Raw genomic sequence first — 22076 nt, 5'->3', positions numbered from 1 at the left:
GCGACGCGCCACCGCTGCGCACGCCCTTTGCGAGGGGCGTGGGGCGCGGCGTTATACGGCGGGGCGGCTCAGCAAACTGCGCAAAGCGCCCTCGACCTCCGCATCCTCCACCGGGAGCGCGATAAGCGGCTCGCCCATCTTGTCGCGCGCCGTCAGCAGGCCGTCGCGCAATTCGATCTCGCGCAAATCGTCAATCGCGTGGCTTGTCTGCGAGGTGACATGCCCGCGCCGGTCACGCGTAATCACCGTCAAGTGCCGGTTTTTTGTGTCGATCACCACCTCGGGCGCATCACTGCGGCGAGAAACTCCGATCATCGCCGCACCACCGACGAGGAGTATTGCCGAGACCAGAAGCTTGGACAGCTGCATCGCCGCATCACCATCTATACCCGGCACAATCCAAAGGCCGATCGAGGCCACCATCGCCGCCACTCCGGCACAGCGCAGCGCAAGCGCGCGCAGAAAACCGTCCACCTCGGCTGGCTTGTAATACACCGGAATCGTTCTTTGGCTACGAAGCGGCCCGTCTGGCATCATGGTATCGGGAAGTACTGTCATGTCTTTGCCCTCGAAACTGGTCTGTTGTTTCTTCTTGGTTAACAATTGATCAATAAACAGGGCATTAATGCGGCACCCATAGGGAGATGTTCAGGCAAGGTGAGGCACCGCGCAGGGTCCATTCCAAGCCCTTGCACCGCTATGCGTTCTGCCCTATCAGGGCGCTTCCTTCTGCACGTTTGATGAACCGCGCAGACTCTCGTGGCAGGGCCGCAGAAGGAATAATGCCCCGCCTATGAAATGCGCCTTGATAGAAGTGGACACGAAACATGTCGTTTTACGAGCATGTCTTTATCTCGCGGCAGGATCTCTCCTCCGCACAGGCCGAGGGCCTGATCGAACATTTCGGCACAATTCTGGCCGACAATGGCGGAAAACTCGTCGAGCACGAGTATTGGGGCGTCAAGACGATGGCCTATAAGATCAACAAGAACCGCAAGGGCCACTATGCCTTCCTCAAGACCGATGCGCCCGCCGCAGCGGTGCAGGAAATGGAACGCCTGATGCGCCTGCATGACGACGTGATGCGCGTGATGACCATCAAGGTCGACGGTCACGAAGAGGGCCCTTCGGTCCAGATGCAAAAACGCGACGAGCGCGCCGAGCGCCGCGAGCGCCGTTGATCAACGCCTAGAAAAGGACGCTAACACATGGCTACCAAACCATTTTTCCGCCGTCGCAAAGTCTGCCCCTTCTCGGGCGACAATGCACCCAAGATCGATTACAAAGATACGCGCCTGCTGCAACGGTATATCTCCGAGCGCGGCAAGATCGTGCCGTCCCGTATCACCGCCGTCTCGGCCAAGAAGCAACGCGAGCTGGCCCGTGCCATCAAGCGCGCCCGCTTCCTCGCCCTGCTGCCCTATGCCGTCAAGTAAGGAGACCCTGACATGCAAGTGATCCTTCTCGAACGCGTGGCCAAGCTTGGCCAGATGGGCGAAGTCGTGGACGTAAAGCCCGGCTATGCCCGCAACTATTTGCTGCCGCAAGGCAAGGCCCTTTCGGCCTCGGACAAGAACATTGCTCAATTCGAGACGCGTAAATCGCAGCTCGAAGCGCAGAACCTTGAGACCCGCAAAGAAGCCGAAGCGATGGCCGAAAAGCTGAACGGTCAGCAATTCGTCGTGATTCGCCAGGCCGCCGATTCTGGCGCGCTTTATGGCTCTGTCACCACCCGCGATGCTGCCGATGCAGCCTCTGAGAACGGCTTCACCGTCGATCGCAAACAGGTGGCTCTGGTCAACCCGATCAAGGATCTGGGCCTGCACGATGTGCATGTCTCGCTCCACCCTGAGGTTGACGCGACCATCACACTGAACGTCGCACGCTCGCCGGAAGAGGCCGAATTGCAAGCCTCCGGCAAATCGATCCAAGAAATGGCCGCCGAAGAAGAAGCCGCGGCAGATTTCGAGATCGCCGAGCTTTTTGACGATATCGGTGCCGCTGCGTCCGACGATGACGATCTGGCCGAGACTGTCGAAGACGTTCTGCCCGAAGGCGATGCGGACGAAGACCGCGCCTGAGCCCTCTCAGACCAAAACAAACAAAAGCCGCGCGGGTCACCCTGCGCGGCTTTTTCATGTCTGGACCGGACTACGGCCCGAGGGCTGTGATCAGCCCATCCCAAGCGCCTCTTTATACATCTCCAACACCGCTTCTTCCTCGGCGATATCATCCTTGTCGCGCTTGCGCAGAGCGATCACCTTGCGCATCACCTTGGTGTCGTATCCACGGCCCTTGGCCTCGGCCATCACCTCTTTTTGCTGCTCGGCGATGTCCTTTTTCTCGGCGTCAAGGCGCTCGATCCGTTCAATAAACTGGCGCAGCTCATCTGCGGTGACGCGGTAGCTGCTATCGGGGCTGGTGTCGTTCATATCTGTCTCTCCGGGGGCATATCAGGGGCGTTCTGGGTATCCTGCCACCCGCGCGCCCGCAAGGCCCCGCTTGAGCTTGCCACGCTTTTCCACTACCTGAACCGCAAGGGCAAATCTGCAAGGAGGCAGTGCCATGGAATACCTCGTTTGGGCCGGTGCGGCAGTCTCTTTGATCGGCTTGGGCGGTCTCGTCTATTGCATCGGGCAGGTGTGGCGCGCGCGGCGCGCAGGTATGGGCGAAGACGATATGCACGCATTGCTGAAACGCGTGGTGCCGGTCAATTCCGGCGCGCTCTTCTTGTCGATGATCGGCCTGATGATGGTCGTCGTGGGCATCGTGCTCAGCTAAATGCGCCTGTAAAACCCGCGCGGCGCCTCATGGGCGCGCAGAATACCTTCTGAGGCGGATATCTCCCGCCACGCCGCGCTCAACGCCGCACCGTAAGCGTCTGCATCGGCGAACCCTGCGCAACGGACTTCGCTCCCAACATGCCCGGCCAAGCAGGGCCCCAACTTATCTGCGCGCATAAAGGCGCGGCCTGCCCCCGCTCGCAAGGTGGTATGCTGGACAGGGACACGCCCCGCGCGCTAGCATCACATAACGCAGGCTGAAAGGACCCCACCGAAACGATGCCCATGTCACCGGATGTCACCGCCTTTTTTGACGATGCGACCAATACGATCTCGTATGTGGTGCGTGACCCGATGAGCCGAGCCTGCGCCATCCTCGACACCGTGCTCGATTTCGATCACGCGGCGGGGCGCACCTCCACCACATCGGCGGACCGGATCATTGAATTCGTGCGCCACGAGGCGCTTGAGGTGCAATGGCTTCTGGAAAGTCATGTCCATGCCGATCACCTCTCCGCCGCCCCCTATATCCAAGAGCATCTGGGCGGGCGCATCGGGATTGGCGAGGGGATCTGCACCGTGCAGGACACGTTTGGCAAAGTGTTCAACGAGGGGACAGAGTTCGCCCGCGACGGCTCGCAATTCGACCAGCTCTTTGCGGAAGGCGACAGCTTTCACATCGGTCAGCTGCGCGGCGATGTGCTTCATACGCCGGGGCATACGCCAGCCTGCATGACGTATGTGATCGGCGATGCAGCCTTTGTGGGTGATACGCTTTTCATGCCAGATTTCGGCACGGCGCGCTGCGATTTTCCGGGCGGTAGCGCGGATGATCTCTACGCGTCCATCCAGAAAATCCTGCGCCTGCCAGAGGCGACCCGGATCTTCGTTGGCCATGACTACAAAGCGCCGGGCCGCGATGAGTTTGCCTGGGAGACGACCGTGGGGGCGCAAAAGGCGCTCAATGTGCATATCGGCGGCGGCACATCGAAAGAGGATTTCACCAAGATGCGCCAGACCCGCGATGCCACCCTGCCGATGCCCAAGCTCATCGTGCCATCCCTGCAAATCAACATGCGCGCAGGGCATATGCCCGAACCCGACGCCGAGGGCGATGTGTTTCTCAAACTGCCGATCAACAAGCTCTGAGCGCTATTCCGAGAGCTGATCTGCGAAGGCCTTCATGTCCGATGGGCTTGGTTCAGGGGGTGCCGCGCCCGGCTCGGATAGGGCCGCGTCTTCTACATCCGGTGCGACACGTTTGGGTGCTATGCGCGACGGGGCCTCCTCCGCCACCTCGGTGGGCAGCGCCGCCCGCTCGCTTTGGGGCAGCAGCAACCGCACAGCGCGCAGCCCGTCCGACTGACCAAGATGCGCCATTGCAACCACATGTTTCTCGCTGGCCTCCAGCCATATGCGCATCGGCTTGTCCAGCGCCACAGGCAGCGTATCGCCGGGCTTAAGCCTACAAACCTCGCCCAGCGGCATCTTTATCCGGCCCAGCACGGCCTCAAGCCGCACAGGCACGCCCATCGCGCAAGCCTCCAGCGTGCGGGCCAGAACCGCCTCTTGCTTCGGGTCATCCGCCTCGGGGGTCTCCGGCGGCGCGGGCAGGATCAGGGTCAGCGCGCCGGGTTGGGCCACATCCCCCGTCTCAACCATCAGGCGCAGCACATGAAACGCCGGCGCGGTGAGGGCAAGCTGCATCCCGCGCACATCCTCCATCATCACGCCATACCTGAACTCCTGCGCCCAATGCGCGGGCGTCTCTTCGCGAAGCTGTGCCTCGAACCGGGCGAGCATCGCATCAATAAGCGGCGCGGAAATCGCGGCATCCGTGCGCGTCACGGCACGATCAGCGGTGGCGCGCCCAGACACCCGGCCCGTTGTCTGCACCTCAATCAACGCCCCAAGAAGCCCCAGATCCATCCGCAAAGCCCCGCGCGCGCCGTCCGGACCATCGAGCAGGATCAAAAGGCCGCCACCGCCAAGCTCCCGGTCGAGCCCCGTTTGCGAAATCTCCACCTGTTCCACCGCGGCGACGGCCACGGGCATGTCATAGAGCGCATCAGCAGTTTGAGCGAGCGCCAGCCGCAGCGCCTTGGACGGGGACATGCCACGGGCCTGATGCTCCGCCCGACCGCTACGCGCCTTGCGAAGGATGACCGTATTGCCGTCTCGCTCGCTCATGCCGGTAACGCCGCCCTATGCCAAATGCTGTGAAATTCCTTCATACCGCGCGGATGGTTACCAGATCCTTTACACCCGCCAGCACGGCCCGGATTATTGCGCGGCGAGCCGCGTCTGGAGCGGCAAAACCACACGGAAGGTCGCGCCCTTTTGGCCGGGCAGATAGCTGATCGTGCCGCCCAGCCGCGCCATGATCTCGCGGCAAATCGCAAGACCCAGCCCCGCCCCGCTGGTTTTCGTCTCACCGATGCGCGAAAACTTCTCAAAGATCAGCCCATGATCAGCCATCGCGATCCCGCTGCCATTGTCGGAGAAATCCACCACGAGGCGGCCACCTTGCAGGCGCGGTTGAATGGTCAGGTGCGGATCGGGTGCATCGCAATATTTGCGCGCATTAGCGATCAGATTGATAAAGACCTGCGCCAGACGGTCGTGATCCGTGGTCAGCCACACATCTTCCTGCGCGGTCTCGCGGACGATGCGCAGCCCCGGATCGCCGCTCGTCGCGGCCACGGCCCGGTCCAGCATATCGCCCAGCCGCCCGTTTTGCGTGTTGAGCGTGACCTTCCCGCTTTCCAACACGCTGAGGTCGAGCAGATCATCCAAAAGCCGCGTGAGGCGCCGCGATTCGTCATGGATAATCGAGGAATATTTCTGTTGCGCTTCGGGCCCCAACTCGTTTGTGTCGCGCAGGATTTCGGAAAATGCCCGGATCGAGGTCATGGGCGTGCGCAGCTCGTGGCTCACCTGACTGAGAAACTCGTCCTTTTGCAGCGAAAGCTGTGTCAGCAACGTGTTGGCCTCGCGCAATTGCCGGGCGGTGCGGGCCTGCTCTTCGGATTTCGCCTCAAGCTGGCTGGAATATTCCATGATCTGCGCCGTCTCATCGGCCACCGCCAGAAGGTCCTCCACCGACACGGTCGCGCGTCCGATGATCTGACTGATCATCGCATGGGCGGTCGCGGCCCCGACCGAGCCCGATAGCTCCCGCTCCAACCGCTCAAGAAACTCGGGCGACGGCTCAGGCAGGTAGCCCGAAAGCCCCTGACGCTGCGCCATATCTGCAAAGAGAGCCTGCGCCTCACGCGCGCCCATTATCCGCTGGGACATGATCAGCAGGTCTTCGGATTGCGCCATGCCCCCGGACCAGCTTCCTGCGGTGCGCGAATGCTCGAACACATTGACGAATTGCGCGCCTTGAAGCCGCTCCATCGGGCTGGGAAAGCTGAGGATCGAGCCAATAACGAAGGCCGCCGTGTTCAAAAGCAAAGACCACATGACCGCATGGACCACGCGGTCCATCCCCTCGGCCCCAAAAAGCGCATAGGGCCGCAGCCAGCTCAGCCCGAGTGGGCCTGCGTCGAACACCGATTGCGGCAAGACAACGCCGGGGCCAAAGCTGGGGAGAAAGAGGCAATAGAGCCAAACAACGAACCCTGTGCAAAGCCCCGCAAGCGCCCCCGTCCGCGTGCCCCCCCGCCAAAAGAGCCCGCCCATAAGCGCGGGCAAAAACTGCGCCACACCCACGAAGGCCACAAGGCCGATGGCCGCCAGCGCCGTGCCGCCGCCCGACAGGCGAAAATAGACGTAGCCCAACAGCACGATCCCCGCGATTGAGAGCCGCCGTGCCAGAAGTGCCACCTGCCGCACATCACCCGAGACGGTCGCAGCACCCCCCGTTGCGCGCAGCCAGATCGGCATCACGATATGGTTCGACACCATAGTGGAGAGCGCAATCGCCGCCACGATCACCATCGACGTGGCAGACGAAAAACCGCCAAGGAAAGACAGGATCGCCAACCCCTCCTGCCCCGCCAAGAGCGGCAGCTTGAGCACGAAAAGATCGGGGTTCGCTCCTGTCGGCATGACCTCAAGCCCCACCGCAGCAATGGGCACCACGAAAAGGCTTATCAGCATAAGGTATACCGGAAACGCCCAGGACGCGGTGCGCAAATGGCCCTCGTCCTCGTTTTCAACCACCATAACCTGAAACATGCGCGGCAGGCAGAGAAACGCCGCCGCCGAGACCAGCGTCAGCCCGGTCCAACGGCTGGGAGAGACCTCCCAATCCGCGATCGGGCTGGCGTCGATCCGCGCCATCGTGTGGGCGATCCCGTCGCTCAAGCCCCAGACCACGAAGACCCCCACCGCCAGAAGCGCCAGAAGCTTGACCACAGCTTCAAGTGCGATGGCGATGACCACGCCGTGATGACGCTCATTCGCATCAAGGTTTCGTGTGCCGAAAAGGATGGTGAAGACCGCAAGCCCCAGCGCCACATAGAGCGCTGTGGCCTGCACGGCACCTGCATCGACAAAGCCCCGCTCCGTCTCGGCGAAGGCCGCGAAAGACAGGCTCACCGATTGCAATTGCAGCGCGATATAAGGCGTGGTGCCGATAACGGCGATGAGCGTCACGATCACGGCCAGAAGGTTCGACTTGCCATAACGCGAGGAAATCATATCGGCGATGGAGGTAATGCGCTGCGCCCGCCCAATCCGCACCAGCTTGCGCAGGCTCCACCACCAGCCGATCATCACCAGCGTGGGACCAAGATAGATGGTCAGATACTCAAGCCCCGAACGCGCGGCAAACCCCACGGCACCGTAAAACGTCCACGCGGTGCAGTAAATCGAGAGCGACAATGTGTAGATGAGCGGCGAGCGCAGCCACGCCCCCCGCCCCTGCCGCGCGGCGCGGTCAGCCGCAAAGGCCACGCCGAACAAAAACACTACATAGACGATAGAGACCGCAATCAGCAGGTTCAGCGTGGCCATCAGCCCCGGCCCTCAGGGGACCTATCGACAGCCTCCTCCTCAGAGCCTGATGGCACCACGTCCAAATACCCGGACACCAAACGCGCGAGCCCCGCCAGAAGCGCCCAAACGCCGAAGATATAGAGCATCACATCCGTGGTCCGCGCGCCGCCATCACCCGATTGCCACAAGAGCGGGATCACCAAAAGAACCGTGCCAAAAAGCGGCAGCAACACCGCCGCATCACCCATGCGCCGCCGCCGATAGCTGTCACGCTCAAGAAAGACAGACTTCGCTGGCTTCATTCGCGCACCAGATCGCGCACAGCCTCCAATACATCCGCATTGGAAAAGGGTTTAGTCATGTAACGGCTGACGCCCGCCGCTTCGGCCATCTCGCGATCCTTGCGTTGGCCTCGCGCAGTCAGCATCAGCACCGGAAGCGCCCCCAGAGCCGCGTCCCCTCGGATGTCGCCCAGAAGGTCAAACCCGCTGCGCCCAGGCAGCATCACGTCAAGGATCACCAGATCGGGGCGGCGCGCGCGCATCACATCCATCGCGTCATGGCCGTTGGAATGTGTTTTCACATCCCACCCGTCACGCGACAGGATAAAGCTGATCGCCTCGATGATGTTCGGTTCGTCCTCGATCAGCAAAACATGCTTGCCCATTTGGCCGGTCTCCCCTCCGGTTCAAATCGCATCTCCGGTCTGCGCAGGCCGGATGGTTTACTATCAGCGCTCCGGGGCGCGCTGTCAAAGCCTTGCTCAGGGGCATCACGCCTCTGTGCCCGCCGCCTCGGTGAGGATCGACGGCTCGCGCCGCGCGGTGCATCGGTCGATCGGGCAGATGCGGCAGCTTGTTCCCACCGCCGCAGGCGTCTCCCCGTCCGCGCCCGGCAAGAGCAGCATGTAGGCCCGGACCAAGGGCGGCGCGTTGAAATCGGGGGGCCCAAGCGGCTCGGTAATGGCGAGCGCGGTCACAGGGCGCGCGTCACGTGAGGCTTGCACAAGCTCCATTCGCAGCGGCACAGCAGGCTGCGCCAGCACGCGAAAGACGGGCCAAAGCGGGCAGGTCCCGCCCATGCGCGACACCGAAAACCCGTCTATCGCCCGCGCCAGCAAAACCGCCCCCGACCCGTCCACGATCACAAGCCCGACCGGCCCCATGATCTCCGGCGGCAACATACCCAGACGGCGCAGGACGCACGGCAAATCCGCGTCAAACCGCTCAGCCAATGCAACCGGGTCCGGGCCAAGCGCCTCCAACGCTGCGGTCAAGGCACCAAGCGGCAGGCGAGCAGCATCTGCCGCATACCGCTCCAGCACACTGCGCGCCATCAGCCCGGAGGCAGGCAGGCTGAGGACATCTGACGCTGCCAAGAGCCCGTCAATCGCGTCTGCCCCGCCCGTCTCGATGGCCGCAAAGTGAAACCCATGCGCCTCCAGAAAGAGATCGACCTCATCCTGAGGTGAGCGCACGCCCGCCACCTCCTGCCCCGGTGCCGCATCCAGATAGCGCACCAGCGATGTGGCGCCCTCGGCCAGACGCTGACTGTCCTCGTTGATGTTGCGGTGAAACCGCGCCTGCCATGCGGGCTCCAACTTTTCGGTATCCACGAGGATCGCGGCAGTGGAGCGGATGGCGGTCACGACCGAGATCACCTCATGGATGGAGGCCGCCAGATGCGGGTCATGCGCCAAACGGTCTGTCAGGGTCTGCACCATCTGCGCGCGCTCCTGCCCCTCACGAAACTGCGCCAGCATCAACGCGGCCCAGCCGGGAAAGCGCCCGATAAACTCCTCCAGACGCGCAAGCTCGGGCGCACCGTCGCGATCGCTCGCCGCCTCGCGCAGGCCCGCGATCAGCGCGGCCTCGGCCCCCTGGCTCAGCGCCTGAGACTCCACATCCAGCGCCTCGGCGAGCCTGAGCAGGATTTTACCGCCGATTCTGCGCCGGTTATGCTCAATGAGGTTGAGATAGGAGGGCGATATCCCCGCACTCGCGGCCAATGCGCTCTGCTTTAGGCCCAAGGCCTGCCGCCGCTCACGGATGCGGGTTCCTGTGATAGCACTTTCAGACACGCCATTTCCCTTGCAGATTCAACGCACTTGGTAACAGTTTGGAAACTTATTTACAAATTGCAACTGGATTGTGTTTATTTTTTGACAAAAATATTGTTTGGCTAAAGGCGCTTGTTGAGAAGTTTTCTTATCCCGTGGCATAAGACATTTGCACAATAGTGCCATCTGAGCCGCGCTGGGAGGCGTCGCTTTGATCATTCAAACGGGAGGATGTTAATGTCCAATTCACGCTTCACGCGCCGCGGTCTGCTGAAGACCAGCGCGATTGCCGGCGCCGGCCTTGCCGCTCCGACGATTTTCACCGCAGGCTCCGCTGCCGCGCACACCAATGAGCCCACCGGTGATACAGTCACCCTCGGCTTCAACGTGCCACAGTCCGGCCCTTATGCCGATGAGGGTGCCGATCAGCTGCGCGCCTACAAACTGGCCGTTGAGCACCTGAATGGTGAAGGCGATGGCGGGATGCTGAACACGTTCACGTCCAAAGCTCTGCAAGGCAACGGCATCATGGGCAAGAAAGTCCAGTATGTCACCGGCGACACGCAGACCAAATCCGATGCGGCGCGCGCCTCGGCGAAGTCGATGATTGAAAAAGACGGCGCTGTGATGGTTACAGGCGGATCTTCCTCCGGCGTGGCCGTGGCTGTGCAGGCGCTTTGCCAAGAGGCAGGCATCATCTTCATGTCCGGTCTCACGCACTCCAACGACACCACCGGCAAGGACCGCAAGGCCAATGGCTTCCGCCATTTCTTCAACTCCTACATGTCGGGCGCAGCCCTCGCGCCGGTTCTGGCCTCCAACTACGGCACAGACCGCAAAGCGTACCACCTGACCGCAGACTACAACTGGGGCTACACCACCGAAGAGGCCGTGCGCACCTCCACTGAGGCCATGGGCTGGGAAACGGTCGAAACAGTTCTGACCCCGCTCACAGCCACAGATTTCAGCGCCTATATCGCGCCTGTTTTGCAATCGGGTGCCGATGTTCTGGTTCTGAACCACTACGGCGGCAACATGGTCAACTCGCTGACCAACGCTGTGCAGTTCGGCCTGCGCGATCTGGAAGTAAACGGCAAGAAGTTCGAAATTGTTGTGCCGCTCTACTCCGAGCTTATGGCGCGCGGTGCGGGCGAAAACGTGAAGGGCATCTTTGGCTCGCAAAACTGGGACTGGAAACTCGAAAACCAGCTTGGCGCGCGCTACACAGGCACCAACGCGTTTGTGAAATCGTTCGGCGAGAAGTATGGCTTCCCACCCAGCCAGGCCGCACATACCGGCTATGTTCAGGCGCTGCTTTATGCGGATGCCGTGGAACGCGCAGGCTCGTTCAACCCATGTGCGGTTGGCGAAGCTCTGAAAGACTTCGAATTCGACGGGATGGGCAACGGCCCAACACTCTATCGTGGCGAAGATCACCAGTGCTTCAAAGACGTGCTGGTCGTGAAGGGTAAAGAAGAGCCTGAGAACGAATTCGACCTGGTCGAAATCGTCGAAGTAACACCGGTCGAGCAAGTGACCTACGCCCCTGATCACCCCCAGATGGGCGGTCCCGAGGCGACACTGGGCAGCTGCAACGCTGGCGCCTGATCTGCTGCAAGGCCGCCTCTCGGGGCGGCCTTAACGCACTTCCATAAAACACGAACACATGGCGCCCCTCCTTTAGGGGCGGGCGCCATGTGTTTTGCCGGAAACTTCCTTCCGGAGCGCAACCTGACAAGGTGGGACACGACATGGATGCAATACTCCTGCAAATTCTGAACGGTCTGGACAAGGGCAGCGCCTACGCGCTCATCGCTCTAGGCCTGACCCTGATTTTTGGCACTTTGGGGGTTGTGAACTTCGCCCATGGCGCCCTGTTCATGATTGGTGCGTTCTGCGCCGTCACGCTCAGCCGTATCTTCAGCCTGAGCTATACGGTGATCGACGAGACGCAGACCGACTTCCTCGGCAATCCGCTGAAGGTCGATGTGCCCTATATCTACGACATATTCGGCCAAGCCGCAGGAGAGGCGATCATCGACTGGTCCGTGCCCTTGGCGATCCTCTTCGCCATTCCCGTCATGATCCTGATCGGGGTCATCATGGAGCGCGGCCTTATCAAGCATTTCTACAAGCGCCCTCACGCGGACCAGATCCTCGTGACCTTCGGCCTTGCCATCGTGCTTCAGGAAATCATCAAATACTTCTACGGTGCCAACCCAATCCCCACCCCCGCGCCGGAAGCATTTGCAGGCTCGTTTGATTTCGGAGCCCTCGTGGGTTTTGACCCGCAAACGATCATCTACCCCTACTGGCGTCTGGTTTACTTCGCCTTTGCCGCCCTGATCATCGGCGCGGTCTTCGCCTTCTTGCAGTTCACCACCTTCGGGATGGTCGTGCGGGCCGGTATGGCCGACCGTGAGACGGTGGGCCTTCTGGGCATCAATATCGACAAGCGCTTTACCATCATGTTCGGCATTGCGGCGGCTGTCGCGGGACTGGCGGGGGTGATGTATACCCCCATCAACTCGCCGAATTACCATATGGGCATGGACTTTCTGGTCCTGAGTTTCGTGGTGGTCGTCGTCGGCGGAATGGGATCGCTTCCGGGGGCTGTGCTTGCAGGGTTCCTCTTGGGTATTCTCGAAAGCTTCGCCTCAATGGCCATCGTTCTTGAGACGTTGCCGGGCCTCAACCAGATCATCATCTATCTGGTCGCCATCATCATTCTGCTTACCCGTCCGCGTGGCCTTATGGGCCGCAAGGGCGTGATGGAGGAATAAGCCATGCTTGGACTTACCAAAAAAGACTTCTCTTTGCTGATGCTGGTGGTCGCCCTGACCATGCTGGCACCCTTCATCCTCAACCCCTTCCCCGAAGGCAGCGCTATGGCGCAGTTCAACGCGGGCTATCCAGACCTGATGCAGCGTTTCGTGATCTTTGGGATCTTCGCAATCGGGTTCAACATCCTCTTTGGCCTCACCGGCTATCTCAGCTTCGGACATGCCGCTTTCCTCGGTGTCGGGTCCTATGCTGCGATCTGGATGATGAAGCTTCTCACGACCAACATCATCCCCGCGATGGTGCTGGCGGTGATCATTGCCGGGCTCTTCTCGCTGATCGTGGGCTATATCTCCCTGCGCCGCTCGGGGATCTACTTCTCGATCCTCACGCTAGCCTTCGCTCAGATGTCCTTCGCGATGGCCTATTCGGTGCTCACGCCTCTGACGGGCGGTGAGACCGGGCTGCAATTGCGCAACACCGACGCGCGCATCCTTGAAAGCGCACCCGAAGGTGGCGGCATCAGCCGGGCTAACCTCTTTGGGCTAGAGATGACATCGAGTTATGAGCTGAATGTCGGCGCGTGGGAGTTTACCTTCAACGTAGGCTATTACATCGCCGCCATCGTGATGCTGCTGGCCTTCTATCTCAGCATCCGCATCTTCCGCTCGCCTTTCGGCATTATGCTGCGGGCGATCAAATCCAACAACACCCGGATGAATTACACCGGCCTCAACGCCAAGCCATACACCCTCGCGGCCTTCGTGATCTCCGGCATGTATGCCGGCCTCGCCGGTGGCCTCATGGTGGCGATGGACACCCAGGTGGGACCTGAGCGTATGTTCTGGACCGCCTCGGGCGAGGTCGTTTTGATGACCATCCTCGGCGGCGCAGGCACGCTGATTGGGCCTGTTCTCGGTGCAGGTATGATCAAATACATGGAGAACATCATCTCCAAGATCAACGACACGATCCTGCATCAGTGGTTCGCCTTCATGCCCGATGGGATCGAAGACCTTATGGTCACGATGGTCTATCCGTTTATCGGCAAAGGCTGGCACCTGACGCTGGGCCTGATCTTCATGGGCGTCGTGATCTTCCTGCCCGGCGGGCTGGTCGAAGGCGGACAGCGTCTTGCACGGCTCTTTGGCGGCGGCAAAAAAGCCGATGCCAAAGACACCCAATCCACCCCAGCCGAATAAGGAGACGTGACGATGGGAATTCTTGAAGTCAAAAACGTCAACAAACGCTTCGGCGGGTTGCAGGCCTTGGGCGATGTGAACCTGAGCATCGCGGAAAATAGCGTGCATGCCATCATCGGCCCCAATGGCGCGGGCAAGTCTACCTTGCTCAACGTGTTGGTGGGCAAGCTGATCCCCGACACAGGCTCGGTTAGCTTTGACGGCCAATCGGTGCTGGGGCGCAAACCCTACGAGATCAACCAGATGGGCATCTCCCGCGTCTTTCAGACGCCCGAGATATTCAGCGATCTTACAGTGCTGGAAAACATGATGATCCCGATTTTCGCCAAACGCGACGGGGCTTTCCGGATGCATGCAATCGAGAGCACGCAGAACGAAAAGAGCATCATCGAACAGGCAGAGCATATCCTGGAGAGCCTCAACCTCGCCGATGCGCGCCACGATAACGCCGCCGCGATGAGCCGGGGCAACAAGCGCCGCCTTGAGATCGGTATGTGCCTCGCGCAGGAGCCGCGCCTGCTGCTTCTGGATGAGCCCACAGCGGGCATGGCGCGGGCGGATACCAACAACACGATCGACCTGCTCAAGCAGATCAAGGAAGAGCGCGATATCACCATCGCGATCATTGAGCATGACATGCATGTTGTGTTCTCCTTGGCCGAGCGGATCACCGTGCTGGCCCAAGGCAGCCCATTGGTCGAGGACACGCCGGAGAACATCAAAGGCCACCCCAAAGTGCGCGAAGCCTATTTGGGCGAAAGCGTCTGATCCAGATATACCCGCGCCCCGGCCAATGCGCCGGGGCCTCGCGGCCAACCATGAGGGTCCGGATCAAGCCCGGACCGGGAGACACATAAAATGAACGTCAAACCCGACTTCTCGAAGAACGCCAATCAGGCCGCCACAGCCCCCGCCTTCCTGTCGGTCTGGGACATGCAGGCCTATTACGGCGAAAGCTACATCGTTCAAGGCATCAGCTTTAATGTGCATGAGGGCGAGATCCTCGCCCTTCTGGGCCGCAACGGCGCCGGCAAGACAACCACCCTGCGTGCCATCGCGCGGATGGATGACCCACAGCTGAACCATGGCGAAATCTGGCTGGATCACCAGCCGCTTCACAAGATGAAAAGCCACGAGGCCTCGACCGCCGGGATCGGCCTCGTGCCAGAAGATCGCCGCATCATCCCCGGCCTCACCGTCGAGGAGAATCTGCAATTGGCCCAGATCGCGCCGCCCATCGGCTGGTCGCTGGACCGCATCTACGACCTCTTTCCCCGCCTCAAGGAGCGCCGCAAGCAAGATGGCGTCACCCTGTCGGGCGGTGAGCAACAGATGCTCGCACTGGCCCGCGCGCTGGCCCGCGATATCAAGGTGCTGCTGCTGGACGAGCCTTACGAGGGCCTTGCGCCCGTGATCGTGGACGAGATCGAAAAGACCCTCCGGGTGATCAAGGAACAAGGCATCACGACAATCCTCGTGGAGCAAAACGCAGTGCGCGCCTTGCAACTGGCCGATCGCGCAATCATCCTCGACACGGGCGGGATCGTGTTTGACGGCACCGCCACAGAGGTGCTCGAAAACGAAGAGCTGCGCGCCGAATACTTGGCGATCTAAGCTCGACATCACGTATAACGGCCTGCCTTCGGGTGGGCCCCTTCCATCTGGGCCGGGACCCACCGCCAACGCGTGACCCCGCCCGGACACCGCGATTTAAAAGACATGTGCTCTAAAAGACAAAGGTCCGATATGTCCGATACAACCTATCCGCCATCCGCCGATTTCGCCGCCAAGGCCCATATCGACGCCGCCAGATATGACGCAATGTATGCAGCCTCCATCAAAGACCCCGATACGTTCTGGGCCGAGCATGGCAAGCGCATCGACTGGATGACGCCCTTCACCAAGGTCCGCGATGTATCGTTTGATTTGGGCACTGTCGGCATCAACTGGTTTGCGGATGGCACGCTGAATGTCTCGGCCAATTGCATCGACCGCCACCTTGCCACGCGCGCGGGTCAGACCGCGATCATCTGGGAGGCAGACGATCCAGAAACGCCCGCCCAGCACATCACCTATCAGGAATTGCACGATCAGACCTGTCGCATGGCCAATGTCCTCAAGGATCTGGGCGTGGGCAAGGGTGACCGCGTTGTCCTCTACCTGCCCATGATCCCTGAAGCGGCCTATGCCATGCTCGCCTGCGCGCGGATCGGCGCGATCCACTCCATCGTCTTTGCAGGCTTCTCGCCCGATGCTCTGGGCGCGCGGATCAACGGGTGCGGCGCCAAGGTGGTGATCACCGCCGATGAGGCCCCACGCGGCGGGCGCAAGACGGCGCTCAAATCCAATACCGATCAGGCGCTTTTGCATACCGACGACCGGGTGCAATGCCTAGTCGTCAAACGCACAGGCGGTCAGATCACATGGACCGAGCATGATCACGATTGCACCGCCCTTATGGCGGCGGCCAGCCCCGAATGCCCCCCCGAGGAGATGAACGCCGAAGACCCGCTCTTCATCCTCTATACTTCCGGCAGCACGGGCCAACCCAAAGGCGTCGTCCACACCTCCGGCGGCTATCTTGTCTATGCGTCAATGACCCATGAGCTGGTGTTCGACTACCACGAGGGCGATGTCTACTGGTGCACCGCCGATGTCGGCTGGGTCACCGGCCACAGCTATATTGTCTACGGACCCTTGGCCAATGGCGCGACCACGGTCATGTTCGAGGGCGTGCCGACCTATCCCGATGCCTCGCGCTTCTGGCAAGTCTGCGAAAAGCACAGCGTCAATCAGTTCTACACCGCCCCCACCGCCCTGCGCGCGCTGATGGGTCAGGGCAACAGCTTCGTCGAGAGCTGTGATCTCAGCGCGCTCAAACTGCTGGGCACCGTGGGCGAGCCGATCAACCCCGAGGCGTGGAGCTGGTACAACGACGTCGTGGGCAAGGGCAAATGCCCCATCGTCGACACGTGGTGGCAAACCGAAACAGGCGGGCACCTGATGACCCCCCTGCCCGGCGCCACAGCGACCAAGCCTGGCTCCTGCACACGGCCCTTCTTCGGGGTGGAGCCTGTGATCCTTGACCCTACCTCGGGCGAAGAAATCCACGAGACCGTGGCCGAAGGCGTTCTGTGCATGAAGGGCAGCTGGCCCGGCCAGATGCGCACCGTCTACGGCGACCATGAGCGCTTCGAAAAGACATATTTCTCGGATTACAAAGGCTATTACTTCACCGGTGATGGCTGCCGCCGCGATGCGGATGGCTATTACTGGATCACGGGCCGCGTCGATGACGTGATCAACGTCTCCGGCCACCGCATGGGCACGGCGGAGGTGGAATCCGCCCTGGTGGCCCACGCAAACGTAGCCGAGGCCGCCGTGGTCGGCTATCCGCACGATATAAAGGGCCAAGGCATCTACGCCTATGTCACCTTGATGAACGGGGTGGAGGCCACAGACGAGCTGCGCAAAGAGCTTGAGAAATGGGTCCGCACCGAGATCGGCCCCATCGCCAAGCCCGACCTCATCCAATGGGCGCCGGGCCTGCCGAAAACACGCTCCGGCAAAATCATGCGCCGCATCCTGCGCAAAATCGCCGAGGATGACTTCGGCGCATTGGGCGATATCTCAACGCTGGCCGAGCCTGCAGTTGTGGAGGATCTCATTGAGAACCGGATGAACCGGGGTTGATAGGAGGCTTTCGAGTCTAAGGTGATTGCGAAAAGGCCCTGTAGTGCGGGGCCTTTTTGACGGATGCACGGTAAGGCATGGACGCTCACTACCTGAAGAGAGGCGAAACCCTTCGACAATCGCTGGGTCTTTGTAAGGAGTTTTTGGTGGTGGAGAAAGTCGCTGAAGACAGATGTCCAAAAAACTCTTGTTGCGCGGCTATAAAATTTTAGCTTGCGGCATTTTACTATTTCGTAATGAGACCCTAGCCACCTTGATACCTTTGGGAATTCATGTAGCTCTTGCTTGAATAGATTTCCTTATGAGAGACACGGCTATGTATCCACTTGAAGGTAAAGTCGCGTTAGTCACTGGGGCATCGGCACCACATGGTATTGGGCGCGCAATTGCTCGACGGCTTGCGCAAGACGGTGCAGCCGTCGTTGTCACGGACATTGACGGTCATATGGATGTTGACGGTAACTTAATGCCGCGTGCCGAACTGTTAGACAGCATCGTTGCCGAGATTGAAGGCGCTAACGGAACGGCGAAATCTTTGATTTTGGATGTGACGAACGCCAGAGACATTGAGACAGGGATAGAGCAAACGCTCTCGCAATTTGGGCGGATAGATATTCTCGTCAATAATGCGGGCTCGCTGGCCGGTTCGGACAACTTTTTGTCAACAACACCTGAACAGTGGAGCACGAGCTTTAATGTGAACCTTTTGGGGCCCATGATGCTCTCGCAAGCGGTGATACCGCAGATGCGTGAGATTGGTGGTGGGCGGATTATCAATATTGGATCGACGGGCAGCCTTGGAGCCGAGCCGGGCTTTGGAGCATACACGACCATGAAGCATGGGTTGGTCGGATTTTCCAAAACACTTGCCGCAGAGTTTGGCCCCGACGGTATTTTGTGCAACACCGTCTGCCCCGGCTACATTGCTACGGACATGCATACCGCTGCAAACAAGCGATTGGCAAATGAGCGGAGAATATCAATCGCCAAGATAAAAAAAGAGCGATATGCGAATGTGGCGTTGAGAGATGCGGGACTACCGGAAGATGTTGCCAACGCAGTGGCTTATCTTGCTGGGCCGCAAGCAAATTACGTCACTGGTATGAATCTCCCTGTAACAGGCGGTGTTCCCTTCGGCATTTGATCGAAGTGCTGGGCGTCAATTTGGCCTCGCCGCTGCTATTTCTTACCCCCCACCCCCCAAAAACGACACCGCGTCGCAAACAAGCGCGACCCGCCCACGGCCCGGATGCCAAGCCTTAGGGCATGACCACGACCTCCCCCCATACCGTCGCCCCGCAGTCGCGCGCCGTGCATGGCATCTTGTGCGCCGAAGCGGGTATGGCCCTGTTTGTGATCCAAGACGTGTTGGTCAAAACCCTCGTCGATGTGCACCCGGTCTGGAACCTGATCTTCGTGCGCACGATCGTGACGATTGCGCTTTTGATGCCCATCATGCTCTACTTGGGCGGTCCGCACCGCCTTCTCACCCCATTCTGGCCACTGCATCTGGCCCGTGCGGCCCTGCTTGCCGTGGGGTTCGCGCTGTTCTATGCGGCGTTTCCATTTATGGGGCTGGCTGAGGTCACGACGATCTTTTTCTCCGCGCCCCTCATGACCGCCCTTCTCGCCGCATTGGTCCTACGTGAGACGATCGGCATCCACCGGATCATCGCGCTGATCGTCGGCTTTATCGGGGTGATCATCGCCATGAACCCCGCGCAGTTTGAATGGATCGCGGTGCTGCCGCTGATCTGCGCGCTGACCTACGCGATCAGCCAGATCATCGCCCGCCAGATCGGCGAGCGGGATACGACTCTTACCACCGGCTTTCAAACCATCACCTTCATGGGGTTGATGATCCTGCCGTTGGGCTGGCTGGTCAGTTCGTTTGTGCCGCTGGGCCCCGAGTTTCACCACCTGCGCATGGACGTCCCGCCAGAGACGGCGCAGGACTGGCCCAAGCTCCTGCTTCTGGGCGGGGCTGGCATGGTGGGCTGGATGCTTCTCAGCCGCGCCTATCAGGTCGCAAACGCCTCGCTGATCGCGCCGTTTGACTATACCTACCTGCCCATCGCAGTTCTCATCGCGTGGCTTTTGTTTGACGAGGTGCCGCCGCTGGAGACAGGGATTGGCATGACGCTGATCATCGGCTCAGGCCTTTATGTCGGTCTGCGGGAGCTACGCGCGGCGCGGCGCAATGACGATGACACAGTCATCGCCGAGGCGGCCTTCACCCCCGGACTGGTGCTTGAACCGCTGGAAGAAGCGCCCGAGCGAGAGGCGCGCTAAAGCGTTTTGCGCCTTTCCCGCGCCAGGGAAAATTCAAAACGCTTTAACCGCGCCCGCGGTAAGGCGGCACGCCCTGATCAGGAATCCACAAGCCCTCTGGCATCGGCCCCGTCTGGTAATGCACGTCAATGGGAATACCCCCGCGCGGATACCAATAGCCGCCGATACGCAGCCACTTGGCCTCGGTAAAATCAGCAATGCGGCGCGCGATGGTGATCGTGCAATCCTCGTGGAACGCGCCATGATTGCGGAACGACCCAAGGAAAAGCTTGAGTGATTTGCTCTCCACGAGCCACGCGCCAGGCACGTAATCAATCACCAGATGGGCGAAATCCGGCTGGCCCGTCATGGGGCAGAGCGAGGTAAACTCAGGCGCCACAAACCGCACGTTATACATCACATCGGCTTGGGGGTTTTGCACCCGCTCCAGCTCGGCCTTTGCCGGATCATCCGGCAGGCCCGTCATAGTGCCCAATTGCTTGAGATCGCTGTAAATACTGTCGCTCATATCCGTCTCCTTGTCAGGGCGTCACACGCCCCGCTTGTTTCCCCAAAGCATCACATGCAGCTGCGGCAGGATGCGCGCGTTGTGCCAATGATCCTGCGCCGCCCGCTCAATCAGCCAATTCATCCGCGCCTCGATCCCCGCGAGATCTACCTCCGCGTCATCATCCTCGGGCGGGGGCGGTGTGTGGTTGCCCGGTTGCAAATAGACTGCCAGATCAGGGAACCGCGCCGCCGCGTCCCGCGCATAGCCATAATCGGCCTCATCGAACACCACGATTTTCAGCACGGTTTGCGCGCTCTTGGCGGCGGCCACACAGGCGGCAAACGCCTCCCAATCCGTCTGCATCCCCGACGATGGCGGCTTGGGGCTGAGCACCAGCATATCAAGATTCGCGAACCAGTCCTTCGCGACAGATCCTTGCGTTTCCATCGCAAACCCATAGCCCTCGGCCTGGCCCAGCGTGATCAAATCGCCCAAGGGCTGGATCGCGGGGTTCCCGCCCGAGAGCGTCACCATCAGCGGCCCACCCGCAAGGCGGCGCACCTCGCCCATCACCGCACTTGCGCTCATCGCGGCCCATGTGTGGCGATACTCACTATCCACCGCATGAAGGCTATCGCACCACAGGCAGCGAAAATCGCAGCCCCCCGTGCGCACGAATACTGTAGGCAGACCGATCAAAGCCCCCTCGCCCTGTATCGTGGGGCCGAAAATCTCGGAGACGCGGATCGCCTCGCTCATGGCCGGTATTCGGCCCAGGTCTTGGGTGTCTCGCTTATTTTAACCGCCGCAGTTTCGGGCCACTGGGCGGCGCACCAATCATAGAAATGCTTGGCCATACGCTCGGCCGTCACCCCATCATCGCCCAGCACATCATTGAGATGCCGGTGATCAAACGTGTCGTCGATATACCGCTTGAGCGGCGCCAGATCGAGGTAGTCCCGGATGAACCCGTGATCGTTCAACTCGGGCGACGCCAGCTCGATCACCACGATATAGTTATGCCCGTGCAGGCGCGCGCATTGATGCTCCTCGGGGAGGCCGAAGAGCTGATGCGAGGCGGAGAAATGAAATTCCTTGGTTATGCGGTACATCAAGATGCCCCCTTTTTGTCGGCGGTGGCGATGGCTGCTTTCCAGAAGTCCGGGTCAGCGTAAATGGTTGGATCAGGCAGGCCCGCGATATGAAACGCCTCGCGCCGCTCCACACATGTGCCGCAGCGCCCGCAATGCACGTCGCCCCCCTTGTAGCAGGACCATGTCTCGGCAAAGGGCGCGCCATGGGCCGCGCCATCCAAGGCAATATCGGCCTTGGAGCCGTGAACATAGGGCGTGTAGAGCGTGATATCGGCATAGCCGTCCAGCGCCTCGGCCTGCATCTTTGCAAACGCGTCGATGAAGCCGGGGCGGCAATCGGGATAGATGAAGTGATCGCCCCCATGCACCGCTGTGGCCACGGCATCGGCCTTTTGCGCGGCGGCAAGGCCGAAGGCGATTGTCAGCATGATCGCATTGCGATTGGGCACAATGGTCAGCTTCATCGTGTCTTCCGCATAATGCCCGTCGGGCACGTCGATATCATCGGTAAGGGCCGAGCCCGTAAGCGCCGCGCCAATTGTGCGGATATCTATCACGTGATGCGCCACACCAAGACGCGTGGCGGCAGCAGCGGCAAAGGTGATTTCCTTGGCGTGCCGCTGTCCGTAATCGAAGGTGATAAGGCCCGCGAGGGTCTGTTCAGCCGCGACCTTGTGCGCCAAGGCAACGCTGTCCATCCCGCCGGAGCAGATGACCATTGTCTTCACTATCTCG

Annotated in this window: 24 protein-coding genes; 13 read left to right on the top strand and 11 right to left on the bottom strand. The window is 60.6% G+C overall.

The features are described from left to right. Positions 1 to 51: 51 nt before the first annotated feature. Entirely contained in the window at positions 52 to 558 is a 507-nt protein-coding gene (locus tag KUD11_RS09050) for a hypothetical protein (protein ID WP_146190839.1), read from the bottom strand. A gap of 269 nt (positions 559 to 827) precedes the next feature. On the opposite strand from KUD11_RS09050, the gene rpsF reads away from it, so the two are divergent. From rpsF to rplI, 3 genes are read left to right on the top strand one after another with little or no spacing between them, the layout of a single operon-like run. Next, positions 828 to 1181, top strand: a complete 354-nt coding sequence (gene rpsF, locus KUD11_RS09045; protein ID WP_109384989.1) for a 30S ribosomal protein S6 — start codon at positions 828 to 830, stop codon at positions 1179 to 1181. 27 nt (positions 1182 to 1208) lie between these two features. Then, on the top strand, positions 1209 to 1436 hold the full coding sequence (gene rpsR / locus KUD11_RS09040; RefSeq protein WP_013961325.1) for a 30S ribosomal protein S18: 228 nt from the start codon (positions 1209 to 1211) through the stop codon (positions 1434 to 1436). Between the two features lie 12 nt (positions 1437 to 1448). Continuing rightward, positions 1449 to 2081, top strand: a complete 633-nt coding sequence (rplI, locus tag KUD11_RS09035) for a 50S ribosomal protein L9 (protein WP_109384990.1) — start codon at positions 1449 to 1451, stop codon at positions 2079 to 2081. A 90-nt stretch (positions 2082 to 2171) separates the two neighbouring features. On the opposite strand, the gene KUD11_RS09030 is transcribed toward rplI, so the two are convergent. After that, positions 2172 to 2432: a DUF2312 domain-containing protein gene (locus KUD11_RS09030; RefSeq protein WP_109384991.1), complete on the bottom strand. Its 261-nt coding sequence runs from the start codon at positions 2430 to 2432 to the stop codon at positions 2172 to 2174. A gap of 133 nt (positions 2433 to 2565) precedes the next feature. Between KUD11_RS09030 and KUD11_RS09025 the strand changes: the two genes are divergently transcribed. Together KUD11_RS09025 and KUD11_RS09020 are read left to right on the top strand one after the other, a co-directional pair. After that, positions 2566 to 2781, top strand: coding sequence for a hypothetical protein (locus KUD11_RS09025; protein ID WP_109384992.1), 216 nt, complete (start codon positions 2566 to 2568; stop codon positions 2779 to 2781). 287 nt (positions 2782 to 3068) lie between these two features. Continuing rightward, positions 3069 to 3932 (top strand): MBL fold metallo-hydrolase, encoded by an 864-nt coding sequence (locus KUD11_RS09020; RefSeq protein ID WP_109384994.1) that lies wholly within the window; start codon positions 3069 to 3071, stop codon positions 3930 to 3932. A gap of 3 nt (positions 3933 to 3935) precedes the next feature. On the opposite strand, the gene KUD11_RS09015 is transcribed toward KUD11_RS09020, so the two are convergent. From KUD11_RS09015 to KUD11_RS08995, 5 genes are all read right to left on the bottom strand, one after another. Next, positions 3936 to 4973: a FliM/FliN family flagellar motor switch protein gene (locus KUD11_RS09015; protein WP_109384995.1), complete on the bottom strand. Its 1038-nt coding sequence runs from the start codon at positions 4971 to 4973 to the stop codon at positions 3936 to 3938. A gap of 93 nt (positions 4974 to 5066) precedes the next feature. Beyond that, positions 5067 to 7748: an ATP-binding protein gene (locus tag KUD11_RS09010; RefSeq protein WP_109384996.1), complete on the bottom strand. Its 2682-nt coding sequence runs from the start codon at positions 7746 to 7748 to the stop codon at positions 5067 to 5069. Then, the gene (locus KUD11_RS09005; protein WP_109384997.1) at positions 7748 to 8032 is read right to left on the bottom strand and encodes a hypothetical protein; all 285 of its coding nucleotides are present in this window, start codon (positions 8030 to 8032) and stop codon (positions 7748 to 7750) included. Before KUD11_RS09005 ends, KUD11_RS09010 begins: the two co-directional genes overlap by 1 nt. Then, positions 8029 to 8397: a response regulator transcription factor gene (locus tag KUD11_RS09000; protein WP_109384998.1), complete on the bottom strand. Its 369-nt coding sequence runs from the start codon at positions 8395 to 8397 to the stop codon at positions 8029 to 8031. Before KUD11_RS09000 ends, KUD11_RS09005 begins: the two co-directional genes overlap by 4 nt. A gap of 105 nt (positions 8398 to 8502) precedes the next feature. Further along, on the bottom strand, positions 8503 to 9810 hold the full coding sequence (locus KUD11_RS08995) for a helix-turn-helix transcriptional regulator (RefSeq protein ID WP_109384999.1): 1308 nt from the start codon (positions 9808 to 9810) through the stop codon (positions 8503 to 8505). 216 nt (positions 9811 to 10026) lie between these two features. Between KUD11_RS08995 and KUD11_RS08990 the strand changes: the two genes are divergently transcribed. From KUD11_RS08990 to KUD11_RS08955, 8 genes are all read left to right on the top strand, one after another. After that, complete coding sequence (locus tag KUD11_RS08990; protein WP_109385000.1) at positions 10027 to 11397, top strand: substrate-binding protein; 1371 nt, start codon at positions 10027 to 10029, stop codon at positions 11395 to 11397. Between the two features lie 143 nt (positions 11398 to 11540). Continuing rightward, entirely contained in the window at positions 11541 to 12572 is a 1032-nt protein-coding gene (locus KUD11_RS08985; RefSeq protein WP_109385001.1) for a branched-chain amino acid ABC transporter permease, read from the top strand. 3 nt (positions 12573 to 12575) lie between these two features. Next, positions 12576 to 13772 (top strand): branched-chain amino acid ABC transporter permease, encoded by a 1197-nt coding sequence (locus tag KUD11_RS08980; RefSeq protein ID WP_109385002.1) that lies wholly within the window; start codon positions 12576 to 12578, stop codon positions 13770 to 13772. 12 nt (positions 13773 to 13784) lie between these two features. Next, positions 13785 to 14540, top strand: a complete 756-nt coding sequence (locus KUD11_RS08975) for an ABC transporter ATP-binding protein (RefSeq protein WP_109385003.1) — start codon at positions 13785 to 13787, stop codon at positions 14538 to 14540. 90 nt (positions 14541 to 14630) lie between these two features. Continuing rightward, on the top strand, positions 14631 to 15386 hold the full coding sequence (locus KUD11_RS08970) for an ABC transporter ATP-binding protein (protein ID WP_109385004.1): 756 nt from the start codon (positions 14631 to 14633) through the stop codon (positions 15384 to 15386). 132 nt (positions 15387 to 15518) lie between these two features. Further along, on the top strand, positions 15519 to 17465 hold the full coding sequence (acs, locus tag KUD11_RS08965) for an acetate--CoA ligase (protein WP_109385005.1): 1947 nt from the start codon (positions 15519 to 15521) through the stop codon (positions 17463 to 17465). Between the two features lie 316 nt (positions 17466 to 17781). Continuing rightward, a complete protein-coding gene (locus KUD11_RS08960; protein WP_181375277.1) occupies positions 17782 to 18609 on the top strand; it encodes an SDR family NAD(P)-dependent oxidoreductase in 828 nt (275 codons plus the stop codon). A gap of 122 nt (positions 18610 to 18731) precedes the next feature. Beyond that, positions 18732 to 19757, top strand: coding sequence for a DMT family transporter (locus KUD11_RS08955; RefSeq protein ID WP_109385007.1), 1026 nt, complete (start codon positions 18732 to 18734; stop codon positions 19755 to 19757). Positions 19758 to 19800: 43 nt separating this feature from the next. Here KUD11_RS08955 and queF read toward each other — a convergent pair whose 3' ends face one another. Genes queF through queC form a run of 4 tightly spaced genes read right to left on the bottom strand, consistent with a single transcriptional unit; the run spans position 19801 to position 22069 of the window. Continuing rightward, positions 19801 to 20265: a preQ(1) synthase gene (gene queF / locus KUD11_RS08950; protein ID WP_109385008.1), complete on the bottom strand. Its 465-nt coding sequence runs from the start codon at positions 20263 to 20265 to the stop codon at positions 19801 to 19803. Positions 20266 to 20286: 21 nt separating this feature from the next. Then, complete coding sequence (gene queE / locus KUD11_RS08945; RefSeq protein ID WP_109385009.1) at positions 20287 to 21006, bottom strand: 7-carboxy-7-deazaguanine synthase QueE; 720 nt, start codon at positions 21004 to 21006, stop codon at positions 20287 to 20289. After that, entirely contained in the window at positions 21003 to 21359 is a 357-nt protein-coding gene (gene queD / locus KUD11_RS08940; RefSeq protein ID WP_109385010.1) for a 6-carboxytetrahydropterin synthase QueD, read from the bottom strand. The genes queE and queD overlap by 4 nt, the downstream gene beginning before the upstream one ends. Continuing rightward, positions 21359 to 22069, bottom strand: coding sequence for a 7-cyano-7-deazaguanine synthase QueC (queC, locus tag KUD11_RS08935; RefSeq protein ID WP_109385011.1), 711 nt, complete (start codon positions 22067 to 22069; stop codon positions 21359 to 21361). Before queC ends, queD begins: the two co-directional genes overlap by 1 nt. Between the last annotated feature and the right edge of the window lie 7 nt (positions 22070 to 22076).

Source organism: Roseovarius carneus (genome assembly GCF_020141465.1).
GTDB classification, from domain to species: domain Bacteria; phylum Pseudomonadota; class Alphaproteobacteria; order Rhodobacterales; family Rhodobacteraceae; genus Roseovarius; species Roseovarius carneus.
The sequence above is the reverse complement of the archived record's forward strand: the minus strand, read 5'-3'. Positions and strand labels throughout refer to the sequence as shown.

What these genes read in the sequence shown, in the direction of transcription:
- KUD11_RS08980 (WP_109385002.1), top strand. Translation starts at nt 12,576, where the DNA reads ATGCTTGGACTTACCAAAAAAGACTTCTCTTTGCTGATGCTGGTGGTC.
- KUD11_RS08990 (WP_109385000.1), top strand. Translation starts at nt 10,027, where the DNA reads ATGTCCAATTCACGCTTCACGCGCCGCGGTCTGCTGAAGACCAGCGCG.
- KUD11_RS09005 (WP_109384997.1), bottom strand. Translation starts at nt 8,032, where the DNA reads ATGAAGCCAGCGAAGTCTGTCTTTCTTGAGCGTGACAGCTATCGGCGG.
- KUD11_RS09020 (WP_109384994.1), top strand. Translation starts at nt 3,069, where the DNA reads ATGTCACCGGATGTCACCGCCTTTTTTGACGATGCGACCAATACGATC.
- rpsR (WP_013961325.1), top strand. Translation starts at nt 1,209, where the DNA reads ATGGCTACCAAACCATTTTTCCGCCGTCGCAAAGTCTGCCCCTTCTCG.
- KUD11_RS08955 (WP_109385007.1), top strand. Translation starts at nt 18,732, where the DNA reads ATGACCACGACCTCCCCCCATACCGTCGCCCCGCAGTCGCGCGCCGTG.
- rpsF (WP_109384989.1), top strand. Translation starts at nt 828, where the DNA reads ATGTCGTTTTACGAGCATGTCTTTATCTCGCGGCAGGATCTCTCCTCC.
- KUD11_RS09010 (WP_109384996.1), bottom strand. Translation starts at nt 7,748, where the DNA reads ATGGCCACGCTGAACCTGCTGATTGCGGTCTCTATCGTCTATGTAGTG.
- queD (WP_109385010.1), bottom strand. Translation starts at nt 21,359, where the DNA reads ATGTACCGCATAACCAAGGAATTTCATTTCTCCGCCTCGCATCAGCTC.
- KUD11_RS08960 (WP_181375277.1), top strand. Translation starts at nt 17,782, where the DNA reads ATGTATCCACTTGAAGGTAAAGTCGCGTTAGTCACTGGGGCATCGGCA.
- KUD11_RS09050 (WP_146190839.1), bottom strand. Translation starts at nt 558, where the DNA reads ATGACAGTACTTCCCGATACCATGATGCCAGACGGGCCGCTTCGTAGC.
- queF (WP_109385008.1), bottom strand. Translation starts at nt 20,265, where the DNA reads ATGAGCGACAGTATTTACAGCGATCTCAAGCAATTGGGCACTATGACG.
- KUD11_RS08975 (WP_109385003.1), top strand. Translation starts at nt 13,785, where the DNA reads ATGGGAATTCTTGAAGTCAAAAACGTCAACAAACGCTTCGGCGGGTTG.
- KUD11_RS09025 (WP_109384992.1), top strand. Translation starts at nt 2,566, where the DNA reads ATGGAATACCTCGTTTGGGCCGGTGCGGCAGTCTCTTTGATCGGCTTG.
- KUD11_RS08985 (WP_109385001.1), top strand. Translation starts at nt 11,541, where the DNA reads ATGGATGCAATACTCCTGCAAATTCTGAACGGTCTGGACAAGGGCAGC.
- KUD11_RS09000 (WP_109384998.1), bottom strand. Translation starts at nt 8,397, where the DNA reads ATGGGCAAGCATGTTTTGCTGATCGAGGACGAACCGAACATCATCGAG.
- acs (WP_109385005.1), top strand. Translation starts at nt 15,519, where the DNA reads ATGTCCGATACAACCTATCCGCCATCCGCCGATTTCGCCGCCAAGGCC.
- queE (WP_109385009.1), bottom strand. Translation starts at nt 21,006, where the DNA reads ATGAGCGAGGCGATCCGCGTCTCCGAGATTTTCGGCCCCACGATACAG.
- KUD11_RS08970 (WP_109385004.1), top strand. Translation starts at nt 14,631, where the DNA reads ATGAACGTCAAACCCGACTTCTCGAAGAACGCCAATCAGGCCGCCACA.
- KUD11_RS09030 (WP_109384991.1), bottom strand. Translation starts at nt 2,432, where the DNA reads ATGAACGACACCAGCCCCGATAGCAGCTACCGCGTCACCGCAGATGAG.
- KUD11_RS09015 (WP_109384995.1), bottom strand. Translation starts at nt 4,973, where the DNA reads ATGAGCGAGCGAGACGGCAATACGGTCATCCTTCGCAAGGCGCGTAGC.
- rplI (WP_109384990.1), top strand. Translation starts at nt 1,449, where the DNA reads ATGCAAGTGATCCTTCTCGAACGCGTGGCCAAGCTTGGCCAGATGGGC.